The 25,771-nt window shown below is 47.5% G+C and carries 22 protein-coding genes, 1 other RNA gene, 1 pseudogene and 1 other annotated feature; of the genes and pseudogenes, 12 read left to right on the forward strand and 12 right to left on the reverse strand.

The window, feature by feature from the left end; genetic code table 11:
* The first annotated feature begins 65 nt into the window (after window positions 1–65).
* The 9 genes from JOC27_RS04145 to JOC27_RS04185 are packed head-to-tail and all read left to right on the forward strand — an operon-like array spanning window position 66 to window position 8,128.
* Window positions 66–1,727: a GspE/PulE family protein gene (locus tag JOC27_RS04145; RefSeq protein ID WP_205005743.1), complete on the forward strand. Its 1,662-nt coding sequence runs from the start codon at window positions 66–68 to the stop codon at window positions 1,725–1,727.
* Window positions 1,728–1,740: 13 nt separating this feature from the next.
* Window positions 1,741–2,781 (forward strand): type IV pilus twitching motility protein PilT, encoded by a 1,041-nt coding sequence (locus JOC27_RS04150; protein WP_205005744.1) that lies wholly within the window; start codon window positions 1,741–1,743, stop codon window positions 2,779–2,781.
* A 3-nt stretch (window positions 2,782–2,784) separates the two neighbouring features.
* Window positions 2,785–3,993 carry a type II secretion system F family protein gene (locus JOC27_RS04155; RefSeq protein WP_205005745.1) on the forward strand — a complete coding sequence of 403 codons (1,209 nt, stop codon included), beginning with the start codon at window positions 2,785–2,787 and terminating at the stop codon, window positions 3,991–3,993.
* An 18-nt stretch (window positions 3,994–4,011) separates the two neighbouring features.
* Entirely contained in the window at window positions 4,012–4,458 is a 447-nt protein-coding gene (locus tag JOC27_RS13515) for a prepilin-type N-terminal cleavage/methylation domain-containing protein (RefSeq protein WP_338062766.1), read from the forward strand.
* A gap of 27 nt (window positions 4,459–4,485) precedes the next feature.
* Complete coding sequence (locus JOC27_RS13520; RefSeq protein ID WP_275587772.1) at window positions 4,486–4,950, forward strand: prepilin-type N-terminal cleavage/methylation domain-containing protein; 465 nt, start codon at window positions 4,486–4,488, stop codon at window positions 4,948–4,950.
* A 41-nt stretch (window positions 4,951–4,991) separates the two neighbouring features.
* A complete protein-coding gene (locus tag JOC27_RS04170) occupies window positions 4,992–5,747 on the forward strand; it encodes a prepilin peptidase (protein ID WP_205005747.1) in 756 nt (251 codons plus the stop codon).
* Window positions 5,748–5,763: 16 nt separating this feature from the next.
* A complete protein-coding gene (gene pilM, locus JOC27_RS04175; RefSeq protein WP_239529582.1) occupies window positions 5,764–6,711 on the forward strand; it encodes a type IV pilus biogenesis protein PilM in 948 nt (315 codons plus the stop codon).
* Entirely contained in the window at window positions 6,708–7,271 is a 564-nt protein-coding gene (locus JOC27_RS04180) for a PilN domain-containing protein (protein WP_205005749.1), read from the forward strand. Before pilM ends, JOC27_RS04180 begins: the two co-directional genes overlap by 4 nt.
* Before the next feature lie 2 nt (window positions 7,272–7,273).
* Complete coding sequence (locus tag JOC27_RS04185; protein ID WP_205005750.1) at window positions 7,274–8,128, forward strand: hypothetical protein; 855 nt, start codon at window positions 7,274–7,276, stop codon at window positions 8,126–8,128.
* Between the two features lie 158 nt (window positions 8,129–8,286).
* On the opposite strand, the gene ssrS is transcribed toward JOC27_RS04185, so the two are convergent.
* The 3 genes from ssrS to hisS form a co-directional block, all read right to left on the reverse strand.
* Window positions 8,287–8,469: non-coding RNA, 6S RNA (gene ssrS / locus JOC27_RS04190), on the reverse strand.
* Window positions 8,470–8,530: 61 nt separating this feature from the next.
* Window positions 8,531–10,303: an aspartate--tRNA ligase gene (aspS, locus tag JOC27_RS04195; RefSeq protein WP_205005751.1), complete on the reverse strand. Its 1,773-nt coding sequence runs from the start codon at window positions 10,301–10,303 to the stop codon at window positions 8,531–8,533.
* Between the two features lie 13 nt (window positions 10,304–10,316).
* The gene (hisS, locus tag JOC27_RS04200) at window positions 10,317–11,585 is read right to left on the reverse strand and encodes a histidine--tRNA ligase (protein WP_205005752.1); all 1,269 of its coding nucleotides are present in this window, start codon (window positions 11,583–11,585) and stop codon (window positions 10,317–10,319) included.
* A 63-nt stretch (window positions 11,586–11,648) separates the two neighbouring features.
* Window positions 11,649–11,875, reverse strand: a binding site (T-box leader).
* Window positions 11,876–12,067: 192 nt separating this feature from the next.
* Between hisS and JOC27_RS04205 the strand changes: the two genes are divergently transcribed.
* Window positions 12,068–13,024 carry a glycoside hydrolase family 5 protein gene (locus JOC27_RS04205; RefSeq protein WP_205005753.1) on the forward strand — a complete coding sequence of 319 codons (957 nt, stop codon included), beginning with the start codon at window positions 12,068–12,070 and terminating at the stop codon, window positions 13,022–13,024.
* Window positions 13,025–13,284: 260 nt separating this feature from the next.
* On the opposite strand, the gene dtd is transcribed toward JOC27_RS04205, so the two are convergent.
* The 7 genes and pseudogenes from dtd to JOC27_RS04240 all read right to left on the reverse strand — a co-directional run bounded on the left by dtd (window position 13,285) and on the right by JOC27_RS04240 (window position 22,404).
* Complete coding sequence (dtd, locus tag JOC27_RS04210) at window positions 13,285–13,734, reverse strand: D-aminoacyl-tRNA deacylase (RefSeq protein WP_205005754.1); 450 nt, start codon at window positions 13,732–13,734, stop codon at window positions 13,285–13,287.
* A 69-nt stretch (window positions 13,735–13,803) separates the two neighbouring features.
* Complete coding sequence (locus JOC27_RS04215) at window positions 13,804–15,972, reverse strand: RelA/SpoT family protein (protein ID WP_205005755.1); 2,169 nt, start codon at window positions 15,970–15,972, stop codon at window positions 13,804–13,806.
* A 534-nt stretch (window positions 15,973–16,506) separates the two neighbouring features.
* Window positions 16,507–17,019: an adenine phosphoribosyltransferase gene (locus tag JOC27_RS04220; RefSeq protein ID WP_205005756.1), complete on the reverse strand. Its 513-nt coding sequence runs from the start codon at window positions 17,017–17,019 to the stop codon at window positions 16,507–16,509.
* Window positions 17,009–19,363 (reverse strand): single-stranded-DNA-specific exonuclease RecJ, encoded by a 2,355-nt coding sequence (gene recJ, locus JOC27_RS04225; protein ID WP_205005757.1) that lies wholly within the window; start codon window positions 19,361–19,363, stop codon window positions 17,009–17,011. The genes JOC27_RS04220 and recJ overlap by 11 nt, the downstream gene beginning before the upstream one ends.
* A 42-nt stretch (window positions 19,364–19,405) precedes the next feature.
* The gene (locus tag JOC27_RS04230) at window positions 19,406–19,756 is read right to left on the reverse strand and encodes a lipopolysaccharide assembly protein LapA domain-containing protein (RefSeq protein ID WP_205005758.1); all 351 of its coding nucleotides are present in this window, start codon (window positions 19,754–19,756) and stop codon (window positions 19,406–19,408) included.
* Window positions 19,757–19,798: 42 nt separating this feature from the next.
* Window positions 19,799–22,043, reverse strand: a pseudogene (secD, locus tag JOC27_RS13650) (protein translocase subunit SecD).
* Between the two features lie 70 nt (window positions 22,044–22,113).
* Window positions 22,114–22,404 carry a post-transcriptional regulator gene (locus JOC27_RS04240; protein WP_205005759.1) on the reverse strand — a complete coding sequence of 97 codons (291 nt, stop codon included), beginning with the start codon at window positions 22,402–22,404 and terminating at the stop codon, window positions 22,114–22,116.
* Window positions 22,405–22,639: 235 nt separating this feature from the next.
* On the opposite strand from JOC27_RS04240, the gene spoVB reads away from it, so the two are divergent.
* A complete protein-coding gene (gene spoVB, locus JOC27_RS04245) occupies window positions 22,640–24,202 on the forward strand; it encodes a stage V sporulation protein B (RefSeq protein ID WP_205005760.1) in 1,563 nt (520 codons plus the stop codon).
* Here the strand turns inward: spoVB and JOC27_RS04250 are convergent.
* Complete coding sequence (locus JOC27_RS04250) at window positions 24,199–24,729, reverse strand: YetF domain-containing protein (RefSeq protein WP_205005761.1); 531 nt, start codon at window positions 24,727–24,729, stop codon at window positions 24,199–24,201. The genes spoVB and JOC27_RS04250 overlap by 4 nt on opposite strands.
* 214 nt (window positions 24,730–24,943) lie before the next feature.
* Between JOC27_RS04250 and JOC27_RS04255 the strand changes: the two genes are divergently transcribed.
* The gene (locus tag JOC27_RS04255) at window positions 24,944–25,321 is read left to right on the forward strand and encodes a TIGR04086 family membrane protein (protein WP_205005762.1); all 378 of its coding nucleotides are present in this window, start codon (window positions 24,944–24,946) and stop codon (window positions 25,319–25,321) included.
* A gap of 100 nt (window positions 25,322–25,421) precedes the next feature.
* On the opposite strand, the gene yajC is transcribed toward JOC27_RS04255, so the two are convergent.
* A complete protein-coding gene (gene yajC, locus JOC27_RS04260) occupies window positions 25,422–25,754 on the reverse strand; it encodes a preprotein translocase subunit YajC (RefSeq protein WP_205005763.1) in 333 nt (110 codons plus the stop codon).
* Window positions 25,755–25,771 lie beyond the last annotated feature (17 nt).

A 25,771-nucleotide genomic window follows, 5' to 3' on the forward strand; every position in this document is an offset into this window, starting at 1 on the left:
GTGTTGGAATGAGAAGAAGCTTTCGAAGATTTGTAGTCTTTTCATCTTATAGAAGGAGCGTTTTCATGCAACGAACGCATCAAAGACTTGGCGATTTGCTAATGACCAACGGACTGATTTCGCAGCGTCAATTGGACTCAACGTTGGAACAGAAAGCGCCCGCGCAGCGATTAGGAAACGCTTTGATTGAACGCGGTTATCTCTCAGAACAGCAACTGATTGACGCGCTCTCCATTCAGCTGAATATCCCGCAAGTCCACCTCTCGACGATCATTATCGATAAACAGGCTGTTCGGCTGATCGATCAGAATTTCGCGCGCGCGCAGGAATTGATCGCCTACCAGAAAGAAGATAACGTACTGAAAGTTGCCATGGTTGATCCTTTGAACTATTTCGCCATTGATGATTTGCAGATGATGACTGGATGCAAGATTGACGTCGCCTTGGCACTGCCGAGTGAGATTATTTCGAATATCAACCGAATGTACAGCGACGAGGATCCTGTCAATGACCTGTTGAAGGAAATGGATATCCGCGTCACGGACGAAGCCGTGACGAGTGCCACCACCCAGGACACACCAATCATCAAAATTATTAACAAAATCCTTATCAGCGCCGTTGAAGAGCGCGCCAGTGATATTCATATCGATCCCCATGAATTCAATATCGCCATTCGTTTTCGCATTGACGGCCGGCTGCATCTGTACCGCACCTTCCCGAAAGAGATGCTCAGTATACTTGTCACGCGGATTAAGGTGATGAGTCAAATGGACATCACAGAACGACGCTTGCCGCAAGACGGACGCGTCAAAGCCACCATTGGTAAGAAGCGGCTGGATTTGCGCGTCTCTGTTCTCCCGACCCTTTTTGGTGAACGGATTGTGATGCGGCTGCTCAATACGCAAGGTCTGCTGCTGAAAATACCCAATGTCGGCTTCACGAGCGATCAGCAGAAGCTGTTCATGAAATTGATCACGCGGCCAACAGGACTCGTCCTCATCACCGGACCAACGGGATCAGGGAAAACGTCGACACTATACGCTGCGCTCAATCATCTGAACCGAGAAACAGAAAATATCATGACGATTGAGGACCCTGTCGAATATCAGATTGACGGAATCAATCAAATTCAAACGAACGCGCCGATCGGACTGACTTTTGCCGCTGGACTACGTTCCATTCTTCGCCAAGATCCGAACATCATCATGGTCGGCGAAATCCGCGATTCAGAGACGGCTGAAATTGCGATCCGCTCTTCCCTGACCGGGCACCTAGTCCTCAGCACGTTACATACAAACGATGTACCGACAACGATTTACCGATTAATCGATATGGGCGTGGATCCGTTTCTTGTCTCTGCTGCCTTAACCGGCGTTGTTGCGCAGCGTCTCGTCCGGCGGATTTGTAAGGACTGCGCGGAAGATACGCTGCCAACATCGATTGAACGTGCGCTGTTCGCGAAATCCGGAATGACCTGTCCCGATCATTTAGTCAAAGGTCGCGGCTGCGCGTCGTGCCATAACACCGGCTATCATGGTCGAACGGCCGTCCACGAGATGCTCGAGATTAACGAAAATGTGGCTGAAAAATTGATTGATCACAACTCTTTTCGCGAAATCCAATCGCTCGTTGCTGGATCCGGCGGGCAATCGATGCTCCAGAATGGTCTAGAAAAAGTTTCCAAAGGCATTACAACGGTCGATGAACTTTTAACGATTATCAATTAATCGAGGGAATGAAATGATGGAAAATCAAAAACTGACGAACTGGCTAACGACTGCTTACGAAGAACACGCTTCAGATTTACATATCTCTGTCGGCATGCCGCCGGCGATCCGAGTAAACGGCATGCTCCACACGCTCGATCAGCCGGCTGTTAAACCGGTAGACACGCTTGAAATGGTTCGCGATATTTTGTCAGAGAAACAATTGAATGAACTCAGTGCGAATGGTGAATTGGACTTTTCTTTCAGTATCCATGGTCTCTCCCGTTTTCGGGTTAATGCTTTCCGCCAGCGCAGCTGCTATAGTTTGGCGTTTCGACTGATTCCGCAGAACGTCCCACGCCTCGCTTCCCTACATCTGCCAATGGTGCTCGAAAAGTTGTGCGAACGACCGCACGGACTCTTTCTTGTGACTGGACCAACCGGTAGTGGGAAATCGACGACACTCGCCGCGCTGATTGACAATATGAATCAAACGATGCGCCGGCATATTATCACGTTGGAGGATCCGATTGAGTATTTGCACAAACATAATAAATGCATTATTCAACAACGCGAAATTGGCAATGACACGGAATCATTTGCAATGGGTCTCCGCGCCGCGCTGCGCCAGGATCCGGATGTGATCATGGTCGGGGAAATGCGCGATTTGGAAACGATCCGAACCGCGCTAACCGCCGCGGAAACCGGTCATCTCGTGTTAGCGACCCTGCATACCAATGACTCCGTCCAAACGATTGATCGAATTATCGACGTGTTTACAGCTGATCAGCAAGGGCAGATTCGGATTCAACTGGCTGCTGAACTTGTCGCGATTGTCTCGCAGCGTCTCTTCCCTTCCGCTGATTTTAATGGGCGTTGCGTGGCGACAGAGATATTAATTAACAATCCCGCGATCAGTCATCTGATCCGCGAAAAGAAAATTTATCAGATTCCGAGCGTGATTCAGATGAATCGGTCCGAAGGGATGCAATCGATGAATACGTGTGTTCAGGAACTTCTGGCGCGCCGGCAAATCGCGAGCGAATCGGTTGAACCCTATCTGCTGAGGAGGTAAAGCATGCCGATTTTCGATTATATCGCCACCGACTCCCGCGGGAAAATGAAGAAAGGCCGTTTAACCGCAGACAATCGCCAAACCGCATTAACAGAGATCATAAAAAAGGGTTTTGTCATTGAATCGATTAAAGAGCAAAGTGATTCGATCTGGCAGAAAAATTTAGTCCTCGGTAGCGGCGTCAAACTTAAGGAAAAGGTCGTCTTCTTAAGACAATTTGCGACAATTATTCAGGCTGGTGTTCCTGTTGCCGAAGCGCTAGAAATCCTTTGCAATCAAGAGGAAAGGAATAAATATTTCAAAGATGTGATCCGCCAGATGGCCAATGATTTAAATGAAGGACAGACGTTATCACGGGCATTTGCGAAGCATCCGAAAGTCTTCGGCTCGATGATCGTTCATATGATTCGCGCCGGTGAAGCAAGTGGTCGTTTGGAAGAAAGTCTCGACCATTTGGCGATTTACTATGAGAAACAAAATAAATCCCGTCAAAAACTGACGACAGCGATGATTTATCCATTCTTTGTTTTGCTGATGTCTTTTGCCGTCGTCCTGTTCATGCTGACATGGATCGTACCGATGTTTCAATCGATGTTCCAGAGTATTCACGGCAAGCTGCCACTCATTACTCGTTTTACTATCTATCTATCAAACGGCTTACAGCATTCTTGGTTGATTCTGCTCCTGTTACTAATGGCACTGCTCATCTCTATTATTCTTATTTTCAAAAATCCATCTAGTAAAAAATGGCTAGACGGTGTTATACTGAAGGTGCCATTAGTCGGAGTTGTGACCTATAAGACAGAATTATCTCGGCTCTTGTGGATGCTCGCTCTGTTGATTGCCAGCTCCGTCCCGGTGATTGACGCGCTCGAGTCAATTAAAAAGATTACGAACAATTTAACGATTCGGGACGCGATCGCGCGGGTGGCTGCGGCTCTCGACTTCGGCAAACCGCTTTCCGAGGCATTCCGGGACGAAAAAATCTTTCCGGCCATTATTTATCACATGACAGCAATCGGAGAAAAAACAGGTATGCTCGATAAGATGCTGAATCATGTGGCTACATACTACGACAACGATGTCGAACAGTTGCTTGAACGGATGAAAGCGCTGATTGAACCGATTGTCATCCTCTTTCTCGCCACAATAGTTGGCTTCATCGTGATGTCTATCATCATCCCGATGTTTCAAATGTATCAACAATTTTAATACATGGAGGCGTTTTCTGTGCTCAAAGCTCTGCTCAAGAAATCAAAAAAGAATCAAAAAGGCTTCACGTTGATCGAACTCCTCGCCGTGATCGTGATTCTCGCCATATTAGCTGCGATTGCCATACCGAGTGTTATTTCGATTATCCATACACAGAATCAAAAAGCGCTAGCTCAGGACGCACTCAATGCGATACATGCAACAAAGATTTACGTAGCTGATCAAAATCCAACTTTACCAGTTACAAATGCCAGTACGGCTTCAGATGGTGTACTAAATTCATATGTTGATAAAGCAGGCGGCACAGGTGGTCATGAATATAAAGTTAGTGTTAATACGAGTTATGATTATACAGTTAATGGTGTTGCCACTGGAGATTTACCTGATAATGCTCCATCAACTGTTACAGAGGCTAATTTAATTTATTTTAGCCAAAATGGTAAATGGCCAACTGCAAATCAATAATTATTGTTTTTTAAGGAGGAATGATTAATGTATCGATTCTTTATGAAAAAAAAGGTTAAATTAAATCAAAAAGGGTTCACTCTTATCGAACTTTTGGCTGTTATTGTTATTTTAGCTATCTTAGCAGCAATTGCTATTCCGAGTGTGATTTCAATCATGCACAGTCAAAATCAAAAAGCACTTGCGCAGAATGGATTAAACGCAATACATGCAGCAAAACTATACGTTGCAGATAATAACATTGATCAATCTACTTCCGATTTGACAACATCAAATCAATTAAAACCATATGTCGATAAGGCCGGTGGTGTAAGCGGGGATTACACGGTGTCAGTTACATTTTCAAGCAGTGATGGCTCAGCTACATATACAGTAACTAGTGGTGATCTTCCTAATACTGCAACAAGCGCAACTGAATCGCAACTGATAAACTATAGCAAAACAGGAAGTGGAATTAGTACCCCTGCTTCTTCTTCAACAACAGGTGGCTAAAATGATATTGTATTATCATTTTATGGGTTGGGATGTTACATATGATCTTTCTTGATAATATATACATTGCCATCTTAGGTCTTGTCCTTGGCTCTTTTTTCAATGTTGTTGGCATGCGCGTGGTCGCAGGCCAGTCAATCATCACGCCGCCTTCGCACTGCACGTCGTGCGGGCGGCGTTTGACTATCCGCGACTTAGTACCGGTCTTCTCATGGCTTTTTCTGAAAGGGCGGTGCCGGACGTGCGGGGCGAAGCTCTCGCCGCTTTACCCGATTATCGAAGCGGCAACGGGTCTACTTTTTCTGTTCAGCTTTCTCCATGCGACATCGATTGCAGAAATTTTGGATGGCTGGCTTCTTGTCTCGCTCCTGATGATTGTCACCGTTACGGACATTGAAGCGATGGTTGTTCCAAATAAAATCATTCTGTTTTTCTTTATACTCTCGATCGTTTTTCGGATCATTTTCCCGACAGCACCTTGGTGGGATGCCGCGCTTGGCGCAGGGACTGGCTTTTCTTTACTGTTTCTTATCGCGATTCTTTCAAATGGCGGCATGGGCGGCGGTGATGTGAAATTATTTGCGGTGCTCGGCCTTTTGGTCGGATTCAAACTGGTTTTAATTGGCTTTTTCTTCGCAACTTTTTATGGCGCTTTGCTTGGCGGCCTTGCCCGCTTGTTTGGAAAAGTCAAAAAGCGTCAGCCCGTTCCCTTTGTGCCATTTATTACATTAGGAATGCTCACCGCCTTTTTCTTCGGCGACTGGCTGTTCCGCGCTTATCTAAGCTTATTCTCCTGACAGAGGAATGATGGTCATGTTCGATTGGTTTCATACACACGCACGCGTGGGGCTCACCTTTTCCGATCAGCTGATTCGCATGGTACTGTTCCGCGGCAATCCAAGCGATCTGTCGCGGCTTCAGTTCTGGGAAGAAGAGCTAAAGCCGGACATCGTTCAGGCAGGAAAAATTAAAGATGAACAAGCCTTTACGGATGTACTGAAAAATATGGTGCGCGCGCTTGGCGCCAAAGGCAAGTCGGTCTCTTTTGCGATTCCCGAAACACAGCTCGTGCTTCGCAAATTGGATATGCCCGGCTTGATGACTGACGCTGATTTGAAAAATTATTTTTTTATGGAAATCGGCAAGAAGATTCAGCTTCCTTTTGAGCAGCCTGTGTTCGCCTTTCACACGATTTCCCAAGACGCGACCGGAACAAAGGTGATTCTCTTTGCTTCACCGGAAAATGTCGTCCGCCATTATATGAAAATCTTGCGCAATGCTGGTCTCGATCCAGTCAGTGCCGAATTCTCTTCGCTCGGGATTGAGCGCTGGATGCTCTATCAGAATCCGGAGATTGAGAAACAGCAAAGGATGTACATACAACTTGAGGAAGAAACACTCACGGTGACATTCTTTGATCAACAGGTACCTCTCTTTGTTCGTCAAATCCATTTGCAGCGCGTGACCCGCGGATCAGAGAAAGATCAGGAAAATGAATTCTTACTTAATGCAGCCGATGAAGTCGGACGGATGGTCGATTTTTATCATTATTCGGTGCAGGCCGGTCAGGCAAAAATAGAGAAAATCTATTTGATTGGCGGCGCGTCCGCAATGAAGGCATTCAAACAGATTTTGAAAAAAACATTGGATTTTCCGGTCACCATTCTCTCTATCGATCCAGAACGTACCGACGCGCCTGAAGATCTCGAACCGGTATTCCTTCCGGCAATAGGGCTCGCAATGAAAGAGGTGCGCGTATGATAGATATCAATCTACTGCCCTACGAAAAACGAACACCGAAAGCGCTCATCCGCCTGATTATCATTTTTGCTGTCTTCTGTTTGGTGATGCTCATTCTGGCCGTTATCTATACCATCAATCTCGGGCATGACGTGCAGCAGGCAGAGCAGCAAGAAAGCCTGTGGCAAGCGCGCTCAGAGGTAAAGAAAACGTTGAAACAGCCGAATGCGCAAGCATCTAAAAACGCGCTGTCCCAATCTGAAGCGGTCATGAATGTGAAAGCGTCGCGTATTCCGTTGTATGATACGTTGCTGCTCTTTCAGCATCAACTGCCGCCCGGTGGCACGATCCAGCAGCTTTCCTTTGATTCCAGTGGCAATATGAGTGTCACCTGTGGTTTAAACAGCTATAGCGACATGCAGCAATTCATCGCCAAGTTACGAAAAAGTGCATTTAATAACGTAGAATTAACGCAAATCACTAATGGACAGGGCCAGGCTGGATCGAATACAGCAAGCAGCAGTAAGTATCAAGTCAGCCTGACTTTAGTCAGCCTGGCCAATCAGCAAGGAGGCCAATGAGCATGACCAATAAAACACTCTATGTCGTCCTTGCTTCGCTACTTATTGTCCTACTTGGGTTTGGTTCGTTCTATTTGCTGAAAATCCGTCCGATGCAGCAAGCGCTGGCGCTGGCGCAACAAAACACAACCATGTATCAACAACTGACCGCGGCAAATCAGAAAAATTATAAGAAACAAAAAGAAAAAGCAAAGCAGAACGCAGCAGCAAAAAAAAATAAAATAAACGCAGATAAAGTCAATAAGCGTATTTTACCGGCTGATCCGAATCTCGAATCCTTTCTCGTTGATTTCCAGAGCAAAGCCGCAAAATACGGGGTCACCATTGACACGGTCAGCAGAGCTTCTGCTTCGGATAACGGAAACTCAGCCGCAGTGAACGCTGCAGCGTCTAATAGTGGTTCAACCGCTTCAGAAGTCAGCACAACGTCAGCAAGTAATAGTGCTGATTTTTCAAGTGCTGCGGTATCTTCTGCAAGCAGCAGCACATCCACTGCTTCAAGCAATACGCAAAATGCTGGCAGCTCATCCGCTCAAAATAGCGTTGCAAGTGCGGCTTCAGCGCTTCATGCGGATAATTTGGCGATTACGCTCAACGCACCGAGCCAAACCAATATCACCTTGTTCGTTGGTTATTTGGAATCTTTGAAACGGCTGCTTGTGATCACCAATTACACGATGCAAGCCTCCGAACAGGCAATCACAACAGACACATCGAGCCCCGTGTCATCGACCCGTACAAGTAGTTCAGGAGAGTCAAACAGCGCGAACAGCTCAAGCAGTGACAGTTCAAGCGCTGTGCCGACGATTCCGATTGTGCAGGCAACAATGACGCTAACCCTATTTTCGGCAAAATAAGAAGTGAGCGCTCGAAGTCAATAATTTCGAGCGCTCACTTCTTTGACGCCATTTGCTTCATGAGTAATAAACCAGCAGTTTCCGACTGTACTGTTCAATCAGTTTTATTAACGGAAAAACCCCGTATGGCTAAGCCATACGGGGTTTGTTTTAGGTTTTAAGGTCCCAAACGTGCCGTTGAGGAACCGTAGCTTTGAAACCCGCAATAGAGCAGGTGGGTGTCCTGTTCCACAATTTACGGATCCCTCTACGGGCCTGCGCGCCAGGTGAAAACAACGGACTCCCAAGCATTAAATGTTCGGTCAAAACATATCGGCATCCGACTAACACTTTAGGATCTGAACTAATAATAGCATAGATTGATGCAGGCAGCAAGCCGATGAACAGGCTCGTAAGCCTGGTTTATTTTAACAGCGTCGCCACATCGAGATGCAATTCATTTAGTTGAGCATCGCTAACTTCACTCGGCGCGTGCGTCAATACATCAGAAGCGCTGGCCGTTTTCGGGAAGGCGATGGTGTCGCGCAGGCTAGAGCAGCCAGCGAGCAGCATCACAATTCGGTCGATCCCAAGTGCCATGCCGCCATGTGGCGGTGTGCCGTATTCGAAGGCTTGCATCAAGAAGCCGAATTGCTGTTCTGCGCGTTCCTCACTAAAGCCGAGCACCTTGAACATTTTTTCCTGCATCGCGTGATTACAAATACGTTCCGAACCACTACCGAGTTCGAAACCGTTCAGTACCATGTCGTATGACTGCGCACGGACACTACCCGGATCGCTTTCGATCTTGTCCATATCTTCAAGGAACGGCATCGTGAACGGGTGGTGTTCCGCCAGATAACGGTGTTCCTCTTCGCTGTAGGCGAGCAACGGGAATTCTGTGATCCAGAGGAAATTGAATGCAGACTCGTCAATCAGGCCGAGCGTTTTGCCAAGATGGAGACGGAGCGCACCGAGGCTATCTGCCACAATTTTTTTCTTGTCGGCGACAAAAAGTAACAGGTCGCCTGCTTCGGCATTCAACCGTTCGCGAAGACGCGCTGTCAAGTCTTCATCGAAGAATTTCGCGATCGGTCCTTTCATCGCATTTTCTTCAACTTTGAGCCACGCAAGGCCTTTAGCGCCGTATGGCGTCACCACAGCCTTCAAATCTTCGTCGACCTGCTTGCGTGAGAAATGCGACGCCTTACCTTTGACATTCAACGCTTTGACCTGACCGCCGCGTTCCTGAACCTCTTTGAACACTTTCAGCGTGCTATCAGCAGCAATGTCTGTCAAATCAATCAATTTCAAATCAAAACGGGTATCCGGCTTGTCGCTGCCGTACAAGTCCATTGCCTGCGCATAAGTCAGGCGCTGAAAAGGACGCGGGATGTCGATACCTTTGATTTCTTTCATCAAGTTGACGAGCATCTCTTCAATCATCGCTTGAAATTTGTCGACTTCGAAGAAAGACATTTCAATGTCGACTTGTGTAAATTCCGGCTGACGGTCTGCCCGCAAGTCTTCGTCGCGGAAACAGCGCGCGATTTGGTAATATTTTTCCATGCCGGAAGCCATCAGCAATTGTTTGAAAAGTTGCGGCGACTGCGGCAGCGCGTAAAATTCGCCTGGATGCACACGGCTCGGCACCAAATAGTCACGCGCGCCTTCTGGTGTACTCTTTGTCAAAATTGGTGTTTCGATATCGAGAAACTCTCTGTCATCGAGGAAACGACGCAGTGTCCGTGTGACCTTGCTGCGCAGTTTAAAGATATTCAGCATTTCCGGACGACGCAGATCAAGATAACGATATTTCAGACGCACGTCTTCAGAGGCATCAATCGTGTCTTCGATCGGGAAAGGTGGTGTTTTCGATGTATTGAGCACTTGGATGTCGCTGATCATCACTTCGATATCGCCGTTCTTAACTTTCGGATTGATCGCTTCTTCAGCGCGCTTCATCACTTCACCGGTGACCGAGAGACAGTATTCGCTGCGCACCTTGTCTGCCTTGCTCCAAGCTTCCTTTGAGACACTCGGATTGAAAACAACCTGAATAATCCCTGAGCGGTCGCGTAAATCAATAAAAATAACGCCGCCGAGATCCCTTCTTTTCTGTACCCATCCGGCCAGTGTGACTGTTTGGCTAGCGGATGCTACGGATAACTCACCGCAATTTGTGTTCCGATACACAAAACTCACCCCATCAATGGTTTATTTTATTCTTGAGATACGTGCTGACTTCGTCAAAAGCAACCCGTTCCTGAGATCCATCAGTCATATTTTTCACATTCGCTTGGCCGTTCGCTAATTCTTCGTCGCCAATCACGAGCACGTAAGCCGCCTGTTCGCGATCAGCTGCTTTGAATTGACCTTTCACCTTTCGACCAAGGTAATCCTTGTCCGCGCGAATCCCATTCTGCCGCAGTTGGTGCAGAAGGACTGCCGCTTTTTTCTCAGCTTCAGCACCGATTGCCGCCAAATAGCAGTCTAACTGGTTACCTGTCTGGAGCGTTATTCCTTCGCTCTCGAGCGCAATCAGCAACCGCTCAATACTGAGGGCGAAACCGACACCGGCTGTTTCCGGACCGCCAAGTTCACTGACGAGCCCATTATAGCGGCCGCCACCGGCTAGCGTCGAAATGGCACTGCCCGTTGCCCCCATGATTTCAAACGTGGTGTGGTTATAGTAATCAAGCCCGCGCACAAGCGTTGGGTCAAGTTCATAGGTGATGCCTATCGCGTCCAATGTCAATTTGACCTGTTCAAAATAATCCCGCGCTTCATCGGTTAAATAGTCAATGATCGAAGGTGCGGTCGCCATCAGTGGATGGCCGTGATCCTTTTTGCAATCGAGGATGCGCAACGGATTTTTCTCAAGACGCTCCTGACAGTCTGAGCAAAATTCGCCAATGGACGGTTTGAAATGATTAATCAGCGCGTCACGGTGGGCCTTGCGGCTTTCCGGATCACCAAGACTATTCAGCACCAACTTCAATTTTTTCAAACCAAGCTTACGATAAAACGTCAGCGCAAGCGCGATCATTTCCGCATCGATCGCCGGATCTTTTGAACCAAGTGCTTCCGCGCCGAATTGAGTAAACTGGCGATTGCGTCCCGATTGCGGTCGCTCATAGCGGAACATCGGACCAATATAGTAGAGCTTCACCGGTTGCTGCGGATCGCCGTATAGTTTGTGTTCAACAAACGCGCGAACGACCGATGCCGTCCCTTCTGGCCGTAGCGTCAGTCGACGTTCACCACGGTCTGTAAAATTATACATTTCTTTCTGCACGATATCGGTTGTATCGCCAACACCTCGCTGAAACAAGTCAGTCGATTCGAAAATCGGCGTGCGAATCTCTTTGTAATTGAATAAAGCGCAAGTTTCTCTAGCCACTTCTTCAATTTTCTGCCAAACACCAGAATCTTCCGGCATGACATCATACGTTCCTCTCGGAATCTGTATCAACACAAGTCCTCCTTCTGTTTCTCTCTTGTAAAAATGAAAAGTCCCTTGTCCGTCATCAAATGACGGACAAGGGACGAATGAACATTCGCGGTACCACCCTAACTTGAAGCAAAAATATGCTCCCGCTCAACTCCGGTTAACGCCCGGCTGACGATCGCCCCTACTGACGCTTGCGTTCGGGGCGATACCTCCTAAGTGTCTCTCTGCAGCTGTAAATGCCAGACGCGCTTTCAGCCAGCGACGCATCCTCTCTGGGGCGGCAAACAGCAGAATCTCTTATTCATCGGTCTGTCCCTATATAGTACGAATGAATGACAGAAATGTCAAGAAAATTCGATAGCTTCTTTGAATTTTCTTGTCTTTTTTTGTCAAAAAGCATGTCCGTAAAAATAATAGCTTTTTCTTGTTCAAACAATAGATGAGTCGTTACAATAAAACAAAATAAATCTTGGGAAAGAAACCACGACTTGGGTGGAGGAATTCTGATGCTATTTTCTCATACTAAAGTGGAAACCGGCAGACCATTCCGCTACAGATCAATTAATATCGGCAACGCACTCGATGCACCACGCGGCATTTCATGGGGGGTAAGCATTGAAAGTAATTTTTTTGCTGCGATCCACCAAGCGGGTTTTAACGCTGTTCGACTTCCTGTGCGTTTTTCGGATTATGTTCAGGCAGCGCCAAATTACGTTCTTGACCCGGAATTCATGAAAAAAATAGACGATTATCTCTCTGTCGCGTACCAACAGCAACTGACCGTGATTCTTGATCTTCACCATTTTATCGAATTGATGGATAACCCGTTGCGTTACCATGATTGTTTTTTATCGATCTGGGATCAACTGGCGACGCGCTACCGTGACCAGCCAAACACGCTGCTGTTTGAAGTGCTGAACGAACCCACAAACAAGCTAAGCGGCGACTTATGGAATCACTATTTAGCCGAAGCCATATCCGTGATCCGCCGCACAAATTCGACTCGACCGCTGATTGTCGGTCCGGATCATTTTAATTCGCTGCATCGCTTGCACGCACTGCGTCTCCCAAAGGATCCGAATTTGATCGTCAGCTTCCATTACTACGAGCCGAATGCGTTTACTTTTCAGGAGAATCCTTATCTCGGCTTCACACAGGCGCGTAATGTCGCTTGGCTTGGCACACCAACGGATCTCAGGCAGATTCACGAGGACTTTGCCTACGTCAAGCGCTGGGCGACGCGCCATCATGTTCCGATCTATCTCGGCGAGTTCGGCGCCAATCAAGCCGCAGCCAATGACTCACGACGGCGCTGGACTGAGGCTGTGCGTCGTGAGGCCGAAACGCTGGCATTCGGCTGGGGCTACTGGGAACTCGCCTCGTGGTTCGGCATCTATGATCCGGAAACCCGGACTTGGGATCAGGCGCTGCTTGATGTGCTCCTGCCTGAGGTGCGCGATTAAATTGTGCGGCGGCCGATAGCAGCTTTCTTCGAAGAACGCGCCACTTTTCGAGCGGTTTTGAAATCGATTGGCGCACCTTGCCTCGTTTTCCGAGCACTGTGTGCTACTTTTAGCGTTTTACGAATTTTTCAACTGCAAGCTGAGATGCTGCTTGCGTTCCGCCGAACGCAGCTATGATCTTTCAAGCAAAATCTGCAGAAAAAAAAGAAGCGTGTTGCAAGCAGCATCAATTTTGAAGCGCGCAACACGTAGGAATTCGCTTATTTATTTTTACTTTCAACAATCAGGGTAACAGGGCCGTCGTTTACGAGTGAGACGGCCATGTCGGCACCAAAATGGCCCGTTTCAACGGTGAGACCATGCTGGCGACGCAGGTGCTCATTAAATGCTTGATAGAGCGGCTTCGCCTCTTCGGGCCGCGCGGCCTCAATGAAGCCTGGGCGGCGGCCATGGCTCGTATCCCCATAAAGAGTGAACTGCGAAACCGAGAGGATGGCGCCGCCACAGTCAATAATGGAGCGGTTCATTTTACCGCCCTCATCTTCAAAAACGCGGAGACCCGCGATTTTATCAGCAACATAAATGATATCGTCCGCCGTATCACCTTTTCGGATACCGACGAGCAGCATCAGTCCCTGTTCAATTTTACCAACGCAGGCGCCATCAATAGCAACCTGCGCTTGCTTCACGCGTTGCAAAACAACTCGCATCGAATCATTCACCCTGCCTTTTGCTATTTCCTTGACTCATTTTTTGTGTGATGCGCCTTGCGTGCCTTTTTATTGCATGACGCGCCTGACGCTGTAGACATCAGGAATCCGTTTAATTTTATCAACGACACGGTGCAGATGCGCAATATTAGTAATGGCGATCGTCATATGAATCATCGCCACTTTATTTTTGTCGGCGCGACCGCTGACGGCATTAATCGCCGTGTGCGCGTCGGAAACGCATTGCAATACCTCATTGAGCAGGCCATTGCGATCATAGGCGGTTACTTCAATGTCAACATTATACGCTTTGGATTTCGACTCGCTGTTTTCCCATTCGACTTCCATTAGCCGATGCTGATCTTCGCTACTGATATTCGGACAATCCTCGCGATGAATCGTAATCCCGCGCCCGCGCGTGACAAATCCGATAATCGGGTCGCCTGGAACCGGATTGCAGCAACGGGCCAGACGAACGAGCAGATTGTCCACACCTTTGACGCGAACGCCGAGCGCTGTCCGTTTCGCATGTTGCGGGACGGGCTGCTTCACTTCCGAATGTGTTTTGGCTGGCTCCGGTTCTTTCTGTACTTTATTTTCCTGGATAAGCCGACTGACGACCTGTTTGACGGGTATGCCATCATAACCAACAGCGGCAAACAACTCATTTTCGTGTGAAAAATTATAACTTTTGCACGTGCTGGCGATATTTTCTTCAGTCAGCGTGTTTTTCAGACTAATGTCTTGGCTGCGCAATTCTTTTTCAATCATCTCACGGCCCTTGGCGACGTTTTCTTGACGCTGCTGGCGTTTGAACCACTGACGAATTTTATTCTTCACCGCGGAACTTTGCGCGATCTTCAACCAGTCACGGCTCGGTCCGTAGGAATGACTCGACGTCATCACTTCGACAATATCGCCGGTCTTCAGTCGATAATCGAGCGGCACCATTTTACCATTGACACGTGCACCGACTGTTTTATTGCCGATTTCCGTGTGAATGCGGTAAGCAAAATCAATCGGCACCGAACCGACCGGCAACTCAATGACATCGCCTTTCGGGGTAAAAACAAAAACGGTGTCGGAAAAAAGGTCCATTTTGAGCGATTCCATAAATTCTTTGGCATCGGATGTTTCATTCTGATACTCGAGAATTTCGCGAAACCAAGTCAGCTTGTCCTCAAATTTATTATTGAGATTCTTCGTTTTTCCTTCTTTATATGCCCAGTGGGCAGCAATACCGTATTCGGCGACATCGTGCATTTCCTCCGTGCGAATCTGCACTTCAAGCGGGTCACCTTTCGGTCCGATAACAGTCGTGTGCAGCGATTGATACATATTAGCTTTCGGCATCGCGATATAATCCTTGAATCGTCCCGGCATTGGCTTCCAGTGGGTATGAATGATGCCGAGTATCGCATAACAGTCTTTGATGCTCTTAACAATAATGCGAACCGCGAACAAATCATAGATTTCATTGAATTGTTTATGCTGGTTGACCATTTTTCGGTAGATACTATAAATATGCTTTGGCCGTCCCGATACTTCGGCCGGAATATGCACGGACTTGACATATTCGCGCAATTCGTCAACGACCTGAGCGATATATGCCTCGCGCTCATCGCGTTTCTGCTTCATTAGATTGACAATTTTATAATATTGCTGCGGTTTCAAGTAGCGCAGCGAAATATCCTCGAGTTCCCATTTGATCGCTGAAATACCGAGCCGGTTGGCAAGCGGTGCGAAAATCTCCAGCGTTTCATTGGCCTTCTGAATCTGTTTTTCCGGCGACATATATTTCAGCGTCCGCATATTGTGCAGCCGGTCCGCCAGTTTGACGATCACGCAGCGCAGATCGCGCGCCATCGCCACGAACATCTTACGATGGTTTTCTGCCTGCTGGTCTTCCTTGGATGTATATTCAAAATGGCGCAATTTGGTCACGCCATCAACGAGCAGCGTCACATTGTCGCCAAACTTCGCGCGGATATCCGCCAAAGTGATCGGCGTATCTTCAACGACATCGTGAAGGAAACCGGCGGCAATCGTCGTTGCATCCATCTTTAAATCGACAAGAATACCAGCAACCTCAATCGGATGCATGATGTATTTCTCGCCTGATCGACGCACCTGCCCTTGATGGGCATTATCCGCAAAATGATAGGCTTCCTCAATCAAATCGAGATCCTTCTGATCCAAATAGGTTGCGGCGTTTTTCATCAATTCTTCCATTGTCATATATCTATCACCTATGTGCAGCCTCATTTCAAAGTGTATGGCATTCGGCAGCAGCACCGCCGTCAGCACGTATCGCTACAATCGTTCGATCACATGAGCAGTTAATGATCAATTATATATTGAACTGCCTAAATTTTTCTCATGCACCTTTTTTCCACAAATGCGCCCCGGCTGCTCGCTTGCCGCGGGCGCCGCGCGTCTCCTCAGACAGGCTAGAATCTGCGGGGTCCCACTTGGCTCGCTTCTCCCGCAGGCGTCTCGCGCCTTCGCTCCATTTTTTTTGTAAAATCTTATACATTCTTATCTCTTGAAAAAAGATAATAATCTTCTGAATTCTTCATGCAGATGAAACCTCGCATGCTTCGACTGTTGAAAGGGGCAAACAGTCTTGCGGCTTCTGTCCCTTTTCAATTGCCTTGTGATTATTATCAAAGAAAATGTCTGTAAAGTAAAGTTTTTTTCAGGTACTAGGAGCAAATCCACTGTTTTTTATGTAAAAGGAGCACCCAGTTGCTTCAGGCGCTCCAAAATCAATCAATACTTAATTAGAGAGAATACATTATAGTCTTTAAGCAAGGAACGACCGCTCAGTTCCGTTAATTCAATCAGGAACGCGACGCCGACTACTTTCCCACCGAGCTGTTCGACGAGTTTGATCGTCGCATCAATGGTTCCGCCGGTCGCCAGCAAATCATCTGTGACAAGCATCCGCTGCCCTGGCTTTATCGACTGGCGGTGAATACACAACTGGTCCGTTCCATATTCCTTTTCATAGCTTACCGAAACGACGTCACGCGGCAATTTTCCAGGTTTACGTACGGGGACAAAGCCGGTTGTCAACGCGTAAGCAAGTGGTCCGCCAATCACAAAGCCACGCGCTTCAGGTCCGACGATCACTTCAGCTTGCCTCTCCCTAGCAAATTGCGCGAGTTCATCAATCGCGGAGCGATAAACCTTGCCGTCTTCGAGTAGCGATGTGATGTCGCGGAAATTAATCCCTTTTGTCGGAAAATCCATTACCGACTTAATATACTGCTTATAATCCATTGATGGTCCCCTCCGGAAGAACTTCCTCTCCCCGATGCTTCTTCTGAAGGTCGAACCAGTCTTTTAAAGAACTGATCGGGGAGTAGCAGAATAAATCTTCTAATTCCATTTGTTTTTTTTCATTCTGATAAGTCGTTGATGCACTTAGCGGCTTTTTCTCAGGTGCCGCGACAACGCTCAGGACACCCTTATCTATTCTAACAAAACCCAGTTCAAAAAACACCCTTGTCATTAAATAAACCATCCGTTCCGACCAACCCTTATACGTCGCAATTTGGTGTAGTGTCGGATCGATTGGAAACGAGCGTCGTTTTCGGATCAAGGCAAACAGCCAGACGAAATGTTCACGCTGCGGAAACGCAGTGAAAAAGTGATCACGCTCATGTGAGAAAACTGCATAAATGCGATGAACGGCCGGGCTTCTGGCAAGTAAAGTCGCAAGTTCAGACGCGTCTTGTGGTAAATCCAGAAGCACAAGCACCGGTTCATGAACGATCAATGCCGAGTCATAAACAGTAATCGCTGTTTCTAGGTGCAACCTGTCCACCGTATCCTTGCGAAATGCCAAATAAACGGACGAAACCGCGGATAACTCCGTTAATTTTTCCCGCAGCCGTTTCTCGGATCGCCAGTCGAAAAGTTGCAAGCCATCGACGCGCAGATCCTGAATCACAAATTGCGCTTTGCGGAATCCGTTCCATTCGTTGATACTGCATTCGCCGAGCACAGATAAATGGTCGCTTGCGGCAATTTGCTTAGCCACTGCGCCAAGACGAAAACCAATTCCATCGAGCTCTTGCTCCTGTCCTTGCAAAACGCCTTTTAAGTGATCCTGGTCGCGTCCGATCAGCCGGACTTTTGTCATCGTCACGTCATTCATTTGAAAGACCGGTTTTGGATTACCCGTACCGAAGGGGGCGAGTGCGGCCAGTTCATTGATAAAATCAGTCGTCACCTGGTCCGGCGTGACCGTTCCAGCGACAGCCACTGTAGGCAAAAGTGGTTTATTGGCTAAAACTTCTGCAGCATGGGCGGCAAATTTTTCCCGAAATGACTCAATCGAGGCAATAGCTAAAGTAAGTCCAGCCGCCATCTTATGTCCACCAAACTGTTTCAGATTAGAAGCACAGGTCACCAGACCCTCGTAAAGATTAAACAGATCGATGCTGCGTCCGGAACCTTTCGCAACGCCCTTTTCTTCATCGATACTGAGGATAATCGTCGGTCGATGGTAGCGTTCGACAATTTTTGAAGCGGCGATACCGATCACGCCTTGATTCCAACCCTTTCCCGCGAGGACAAACGCTTTATCGCCCCGCGCTGCGTAGACCTTCGCCTGACTGTCGGCTTCAACTGTAATCGATTCGACAAGCGCCTTACGCTCGCGGTTCAATGTTTCAAGCCGTTCAGCAAGTGGCTGTGCTTCGCTCGGATCATCTGTAAGTAACAAGCGTAGCGCCGGCGCAGCATCCTCAAGTCGTCCAGCAGCATTGAGACGCGGTCCCATTTGGAAGCCGATCACATCGCTATCGACCGGGCCAGAAACACCCGCCTGAGCTTTTAGCGCATTGATCCCGGCAAAAGAACCCATGCTCATTTGATTCAATCCTTTTGAAACAATCAAGCGGTTCTCGCCAAGCAGCGGCACCAGATCGGCAATCGTCCCAATGGCGGCTAAATCAAACCAACGTGGATCAAAAGTCTCGTCAGGAAAAAGTGCCTGCACTACTTTCAAAGCAACCCCGGCTCCACAAAGGTCTTTAAATGGATAGGAACAACCCGGCTGCTTCGGATTTAAAATGGCAAAAGCCTCGGGCAGCTGTTCCGGTGGTTGATGATGATCGGTGACAATATAATCAATGTTTAATTCTTTCGCCCGCCGCGCCGGATCAAGGGCGGCTATGCCGGAGTCAACCGTGACAATTAGGCGAACACCCGCAGCGGCTGCAGCTTCAACAGCCCCAATATTGGGGCCATAGCCGTCCTTGAAACGATTGGGTATGAATCGAGAAACGTCAGCGCCAGCCGCGCGCAGCGCACGGACGAAAAGGGCGGTCGACGTCACACCGTCTGCGTCATAATCGCCAAAGATCCGTATTTTTTCATGTTGCGCAATAGCCGCTTGAATGCGATCCACCGCTTCGCGCATGCCGCGCATTTGCATCGGATCATGAAACGTATCGCGCTCGGGGTGCAGAAAAAGATCTGCGCGGTCAGGAGTCCCTGCGCCGCGCAGAATCAAGAGTCGGGCAGTCATCGGTGAAAGATGAAGGACGCGTGCCAGTTCTTCCGCACGCGCTTCATCTGCATCCTGAACAGCCCATTGATATTTGGATGGAAGCATCCGCCTTCGCTCCTTCTCTAATCGCATGATCAGGCGGTTTCTTTATTTTAATCTTCTTCGCCGTGCGTAACGGGAGTCTTCCGTGACGGCCTCATCGGCAACAGCGTCTTCGTCAGGGACCGAATTATTATCTGCATCCGTCGAGAGATCGCGGTTGTTTAGTTGCCGTTCCAGTATTCGTATGCGCCGCTGCTGTCTGTAAATTTTGCCGTAAGTAAATAAACCGACAAGCAACGCACCGATTAGAATGCCTCCAATTATCACGAGAATCAACGGCAGTCGCACTTTGCCGACAAGGAAACTGAAGGTCACATTATCGACATTGGCAATTGAAAACAAAATAATCAACAGTATAAAAAGTAGCGTAAACAGAAGATACCATTGTTTTTTCACAATTATCCAGGCTCCTTCCAGAAACAGCTCGTCCGGCGCTTATCAGTTTTGCACCTGCACCGTTCTCTTTTTCTTTCGGCTAGCCACATATTTCGTTTTCATCACTGCCCAGAGTGGACAAGCAATACAAATGGAGGAATAAACCCCGCAAATCAAACCAACAAACAACGCAATCGTAAAGGTTCTGATCGATGGACTACCGAAAATCAGCAAGCAGATAACCGGAAATAAAACCGTCAGCACAGTGTTGACCGAGCGTGTTAGGGTTTCGCGAATACTGAGGTTGACAATATCGCCAAATTCCTGCAAGGTCGCCAATCGTCTGCGACTCAATTTAATATTCTCGCGAACCCGGTCGAACGTCACAATCGAGTCATTAATCGAATAACCAACGATCGTCAATACAGCAGAGATAAACAAAATATTGACTTCGATATGCAGCAGGCTGAAGACGGTGATGATGATAAAAGCATCATGAATCAAGGCGAGTACTGCGGTTAGACCCTGTAAAAATTCGAAGCGAATCCAAACATAGATGATAATGAAAATCGATGCGAGAATCAAAGCAAAAATACCGTTTTTAGCTAAATCGCGGCCGACCTGCGGTGAAACCGTACTAATCGTTGGGTTTGCGCCAAATTGTTTCTGCATCGCGCTTCGGAGCTTCGCAACCTGATTCTGATTCAATACTTGGCGTAACTGCACAGTCGCTACATCATTGTGTGCGCCAGAGAGCACAGGTTCTTCTGTTTGGTAGCCCATCTTTTGAAGTGAGCGAACGACTTTGTTCAACGGCATCGTCTGATTCGTTGGGCTCTGGATATCGACTCGAGTCCCACTTGAGAAATCGACACCTAGATTCAATTTGAAAACGAAAAGTGAAATGATTCCGAGTACAATCAACACCGAGGACACGGTGAAGAATACATTCCGGAACTTCATAAAATCGAGACGTCCGTAAAATTTATTGTAATGTTTATAATTCATTTTTTCATCAGTTTTCACGAATGTCACTCCTCTTCACGCCGAGCAACCCTGGCTTGTTATTAAGCAATTTACTATGAACAAGCAGTCCTAGGAAAAGCCGTGCACCATAGATCGACGTAATAAACGTAATAATATTACTAATCAGCAGCATCACAGCAAATCCTTTAATCGCACTTTCGCCGAGGACAAACAAGACGGCGGCAGCGATAATCGTCGTGATATTGGCATCGACAACGGTTGGCAACGCGCGATGGTTGCCGGCACGGAAAGCAGAAAGTATCGTTTTGCCGCTGCGGATTTCATCCTTTATACGTTCGAGTGTGATAATATTCGCATCAACTGCCATACCGATACCAAGAATTAAGGCAGCGATACCCGGAAGTGTTAATACAGCCTGCAAACCAACAAATACTCCCATAACAATAAACACATAGAAGACGAGCGTAATATCGGCAATCAAGCCGCCGAGGCGATAGAAAAACAGCATGAATAGGAAAATAACCGCCACACCAATTGCACCAGCGAACAAAGTCTCTTTCATCGAATCCTGACCGAACTGCGCGCCGACACTATTCGAATAGATTTCTTTCATTTTAACCGGAAGCGAACCAGAATTCAGCAGGTCCTTCAGCGTCGTGGCTTCCTGAACACTAGACATGCCAGTGATCTGCACATCGCTTGTATTCAGCACAGAATCAACCGAAGGCGCGGAAATAAACTTATGCTTCTTCTTGTTGACTTGCTTCAGAAATGAGTCGCCTTTCTGGTAATCCAACCAAATGACAAGCACATTGGGGTTTTCATTCATAATTTTTCTTGTTACTTTTGCGAACTTATTCGGATCTTTCAGCCGCAGCGTAACCAGTGGTTTGTTCAGGTTATCAAAACCGACCTTGGCCTTGCCTGGCACCAGATCCGAGCCATCGAGCATTAGCCGATCCTTATAATCGCGGAATGTCAGATTCGCTGTTGTTGATAGCAATTTACGCGCCCGTTTTTCATCTTTGACACCAGGAAGCTGGACACGAATCCGGTTGCCATTCTCAATTGAAATATTCGGTTCACTGACGCCGAGCACGTTGATTCGTTTATTAATCGCCGCCACTGCATTACTCATCGTGTCTTTATCAATTTTCTGCCCTGCTTTAAGCGGCTCCACTTGATAAAGCACTTCAAATCCGCCTTTTAAATCAAGCCCAAGCTTGACATTATGTATGATTGGCTGCGCGATCATCGCCATGATCACACCGGCGACAATCAAAATCGCAAAAAAGGAAAAAAGATGCCCTTTTTTTACCATGACTTAACTTGCTCCCTTCTCTATCGCACCGGGCGATCGCCTTTGCGCCCCGGTGCTTGTCCCTCTGCACTTATTTCAAATGAAAAAGCGTGCCCATATCCGTCTCACTATCTTTGAACATATCAATTCTTAATTTATTCATATAATCGTTGACCGACAAAGACATTACATGGGCGACCACTTCGTGAATCCGTTCCGGCTTTTCTTTCTTTTTCCCCTCCATCGTCTCTTTGGCAAATTGCCAAAAATCGTCAAAAGTCAGATGGTTCAGTCCAAGCATATGGAATTCTTTTAATTTGCTGTAGAGAAACGGTGCGATCACCGTCCGCCATTTTTCAAATTCGTCATGAACATCAGCCATGCTGCTTCCCTCCCATAAAGATTATCATAGCATATCTGGCACAGCATGCGAAAGACAAAATACAGGACGCACCAAAACTCCTATCGCCTGCAAAAAATCTTGAAAAGTCAACGTGAGCGGCACCACTTGAGCCTTATTTCCAAACAGCTTGTCATGCTTGGACCAAACCCATGCATATAGTTAAATAAAACGAACGGTTCTCGAGCAGACCTTGCACGAAGAAAGCGGGAGTGGGATGACACGTCAATCATTTCTTAAAGGATCCTTTATATTGATGGCAGCCGGCCTGCTGACCCGGGTGCTTGGTATGATCAACGGCATGGTGCTCGCTCGCGTCATCGGTGACGAAGGCGTCGGCCTCTTTATGATGGCGTATCCAGCGATGCTGCTCGTTGTCACACTGACGGAGCTTGGCCTTCCAATCGCTATTTCCAAATTGGTTGCTGAAGCCGATACATTCGGCGATAAACGAAAAATAAAATTGATTCTTGCCTTATCACTGACTATCGTCGGTTTCGTCAGTGTTACATTAACGATCTTGATGTTGATAGCCATTCCTTTCATCGCAAAATTTCTTTATGCAGACAGCCGCGTCATTTATCCGCTACTTGCGATCACGCCGGTGATTCCGATTGTCGCCGTTGCTTCAGTGATTCGTGGCTATTTCCAGGGTATCCGGAATATGAAACCTTATGCCTATTCCGGGATTGTTGAACAAGTGGTACGGATCTCGCTTGTTTTTACATTATCGAGCATGCTGATGCCACGCGGCGTTGCTTTTGCGGCAGCCGGTGCGATGATCGCCGGAGCGGCCGGCGAATGTGCGTCGCTGTTCTATATGATCCATCAATTCCGCAAAGAAGCGCAAATGAAAATTAAAGGCGGACGAAAAATGTTGAAAGGCAGCCGGTTAACCTTGCGGCGCTTGTTGAATATCGGTCTGCCGACAATGGGCAGCCGATTGATCGGATCGCTCGGCAATTTTCTTGAACCGATGATCGTTTCACACGGGCTGATGGTTGCTGGCTATTCCATCAAAGCTTCGGCACAGTTATACGGTCAGCTCACCGGATACGCCATGACCTTGCTGCTTCTGCCGACCTTTATCACGCATGCGCTGCATGTCTCTCTTGTTCCGGCGGTCAGTGAAGCTTATGCCCGTAAGAATTACGGAATGATCCATTACCGACTCAATCAGGCGCTGCGGATCGCGATGATCCTTGGTGGTCTGTCAATCCTCGTTACCACTTGTTTCGCTGCGCCATTGATGCAGATAATTTACGAATCGCCCGAGTCGGCCTCATTTTTGTATATAATGGCGCCGTTCTTCCTTATTTACTATTTTCAAGCGCCGATGCACGCTGTTCTTCAGGCACTGGATCTCGCGAAACCAGCGATGTACAATACGCTGATTGGCGCTGTTGTCAAAACAATTGCCTTATTTCTGCTGACGAGCCAACCGCAAATTGGGATCAATGGCGTTGCGCTGGCAATCTGTATGAATGTCGTTCTGGTCACGCTGCTTCACGCGTCCGTCATGTTCAAGGCCATCGGCTTTTCGCTCGTCATCCGCGACTATGTCAGAACCGGTGCAGTCATGCTGATCGCAGCGTTCTTTGCTCGTTTTCTTATCGACCATACTTTTCTGGGGATAGCATTGATTCCGCGAACGATTCTGCTTATCACCATCCTTGCCAGCACCTATCTTCTGCTTGCGATCGTTTTTGGCATGATAACTAAAGAACAGCTGCGCTCCCTGCCGCTAATTGGTAAATGGTTTGAACAAGTCAAATTTTAAGGATTACCCTCTTTTTTCAAATCCATAAAAAAATTACCTGTCTGATCCATCGTCAGATAATTCACTTGACGAATGTCGCGATAACCGAATTTGCGTAGTTCCTGACGTAGCCAAAGCTGCGTCCGTTCAATCCGGCGCAAGTTATCGCTGCGTATTTTGCCGTTTTCAATCAAGACAAGTCCCATTACAGGAATCGGTTCATCCGCATTCAGATTTTTCGAAAGAAGCTCATCTGCGGCTAACGTCAAGGGAACAAGCGACATCTGTGGCCATTTGCCTGTAAGTTTCTGAAACCATGCAAAAAAACGGTGAGCGAGAATCAGCAAAAGGATCGGGACAAAGAAGAACGTTAACGGCACGTCGGGTTCAATCACAGCAAGCACCGAGAATTCAGCTGCCGCAGCCAGAATCAACCATTCAGAAAACGGACGATCACTCATCTTCGCAGCAAGCATCTGTCTGAATCCGAGCCCGATCAGCACCATTAAAAAAAGCGTACGCGTGATAATCGTTTCCAATAAAATCATCGCTCCTTTGCCCCACTGTTCGTCCGGGACTTGCTTTCCATTCTTATTATGAACCAACAGAGACGGATCATGAGAACCAATTTTTGCGGGCGATCTATTGAACCGTTGTCGTTTAAAAATTAATCAGAACGCTCAGTCATCAACCCAGTCTTGTCCGAATAAGATCAAGCATCGAGTCTAAGCATTGACTGTTAACTATTATGGAGGTGTTCTTATGGCGCGTCATTGGCTTGCAGCGGTGACTTATGGGATAACTGCCGCACTTCTTATCATTCTTGCGTCGGCTTTCTTACTTGCGTCGCTGCTGCGCTTCACATCATATTCCGAAAGCACAAGTTCCATACTGCCGCTGATTATTTCTCTGCTTTCTTTGTTTATCGGCGGCGTCATCGCCGGTTCTAAGATGAAAGAACGCGGTTTACTGATCGGCGCGATAACCGGATTGATTTATTGTTGCTTCAGCTTCTTTTTCCAATTTCTCGGCTTTGACCATGCGCCAGGTTTCAGTCAATATGGCTTTTTCGCAGCAAACATCGCTGCCGCGGCACTTGGCGGCGTCGTTGGTGTGAATTTATTTTCGGCCAAGCATTAGAGAAATTTCGTGTATCCAGAAATCGTGCGTGAAAATGCGAACAGCCCTCTGAGATTGGCATCAATGTCCAATTCAGAGGGCTGTTCCTGGCCTTGCTGTCTTATTTCTCGGAAGTTTCAGCGGCAACGTCTTGCGTTGCGTCTTTCTTATCTTCCAATTTCTTCTCTTCTTGTTTCGGTTCAGCAGCTGATTTAACTTTTTCGCGAATCGCGCCACGGTCGAAAGTCAGCCGGCTATTGCCGCATTTCAAAACCATCTGTTTCTCATCAAAGGAATCAATCGTGCCGTGTAGGCCGCCGATTGTTACCACTTTATCGCCTCTTGACAGTGATGCTTGCATTTCGCGTGTTTCTTTTGTCCTCTTCTGCTGTGGGCGAATCAGCATGAAGTAAAAAATGGCGACAAATAACACTAAAGGGATAATCATACCCATCTTTCTCTCTTCCTCTC

Source organism: Sporolactobacillus spathodeae, assembly GCF_016908935.1.
Taxonomy (GTDB): Bacteria; Bacillota; Bacilli; order Bacillales; family Sporolactobacillaceae; genus Sporolactobacillus; species Sporolactobacillus spathodeae.

Coding starts and splice junctions, on each gene's coding strand:
- JOC27_RS04220 (WP_205005756.1), bottom strand. CDS start 17,019: ATGGATTATAAGCAGTATATTAAGTCGGTAATGGATTTTCCGACAAAA.
- JOC27_RS04185 (WP_205005750.1), top strand. CDS start 7,274: ATGACCAATAAAACACTCTATGTCGTCCTTGCTTCGCTACTTATTGTC.
- spoVB (WP_205005760.1), top strand. CDS start 22,640: ATGACACGTCAATCATTTCTTAAAGGATCCTTTATATTGATGGCAGCC.
- dtd (WP_205005754.1), bottom strand. CDS start 13,734: ATGCGAGTTGTTTTGCAACGCGTGAAGCAAGCGCAGGTTGCTATTGAT.
- JOC27_RS04250 (WP_205005761.1), bottom strand. CDS start 24,729: ATGATTTTATTGGAAACGATTATCACGCGTACGCTTTTTTTAATGGTG.
- JOC27_RS04145 (WP_205005743.1), top strand. CDS start 66: ATGCAACGAACGCATCAAAGACTTGGCGATTTGCTAATGACCAACGGA.
- JOC27_RS04150 (WP_205005744.1), top strand. CDS start 1,741: ATGATGGAAAATCAAAAACTGACGAACTGGCTAACGACTGCTTACGAA.
- recJ (WP_205005757.1), bottom strand. CDS start 19,363: ATGCTTCCATCCAAATATCAATGGGCTGTTCAGGATGCAGATGAAGCG.
- pilM (WP_239529582.1), top strand. CDS start 5,764: ATGTTCGATTGGTTTCATACACACGCACGCGTGGGGCTCACCTTTTCC.
- JOC27_RS04255 (WP_205005762.1), top strand. CDS start 24,944: ATGGCGCGTCATTGGCTTGCAGCGGTGACTTATGGGATAACTGCCGCA.
- JOC27_RS04180 (WP_205005749.1), top strand. CDS start 6,708: ATGATAGATATCAATCTACTGCCCTACGAAAAACGAACACCGAAAGCG.
- JOC27_RS04170 (WP_205005747.1), top strand. CDS start 4,992: ATGATCTTTCTTGATAATATATACATTGCCATCTTAGGTCTTGTCCTT.
- JOC27_RS04205 (WP_205005753.1), top strand. CDS start 12,068: ATGCTATTTTCTCATACTAAAGTGGAAACCGGCAGACCATTCCGCTAC.
- JOC27_RS04155 (WP_205005745.1), top strand. CDS start 2,785: ATGCCGATTTTCGATTATATCGCCACCGACTCCCGCGGGAAAATGAAG.
- yajC (WP_205005763.1), bottom strand. CDS start 25,754: ATGGGTATGATTATCCCTTTAGTGTTATTTGTCGCCATTTTTTACTTC.
- JOC27_RS04240 (WP_205005759.1), bottom strand. CDS start 22,404: ATGGCTGATGTTCATGACGAATTTGAAAAATGGCGGACGGTGATCGCA.
- JOC27_RS04215 (WP_205005755.1), bottom strand. CDS start 15,972: ATGACAATGGAAGAATTGATGAAAAACGCCGCAACCTATTTGGATCAG.
- JOC27_RS13520 (WP_275587772.1), top strand. CDS start 4,486: ATGTATCGATTCTTTATGAAAAAAAAGGTTAAATTAAATCAAAAAGGG.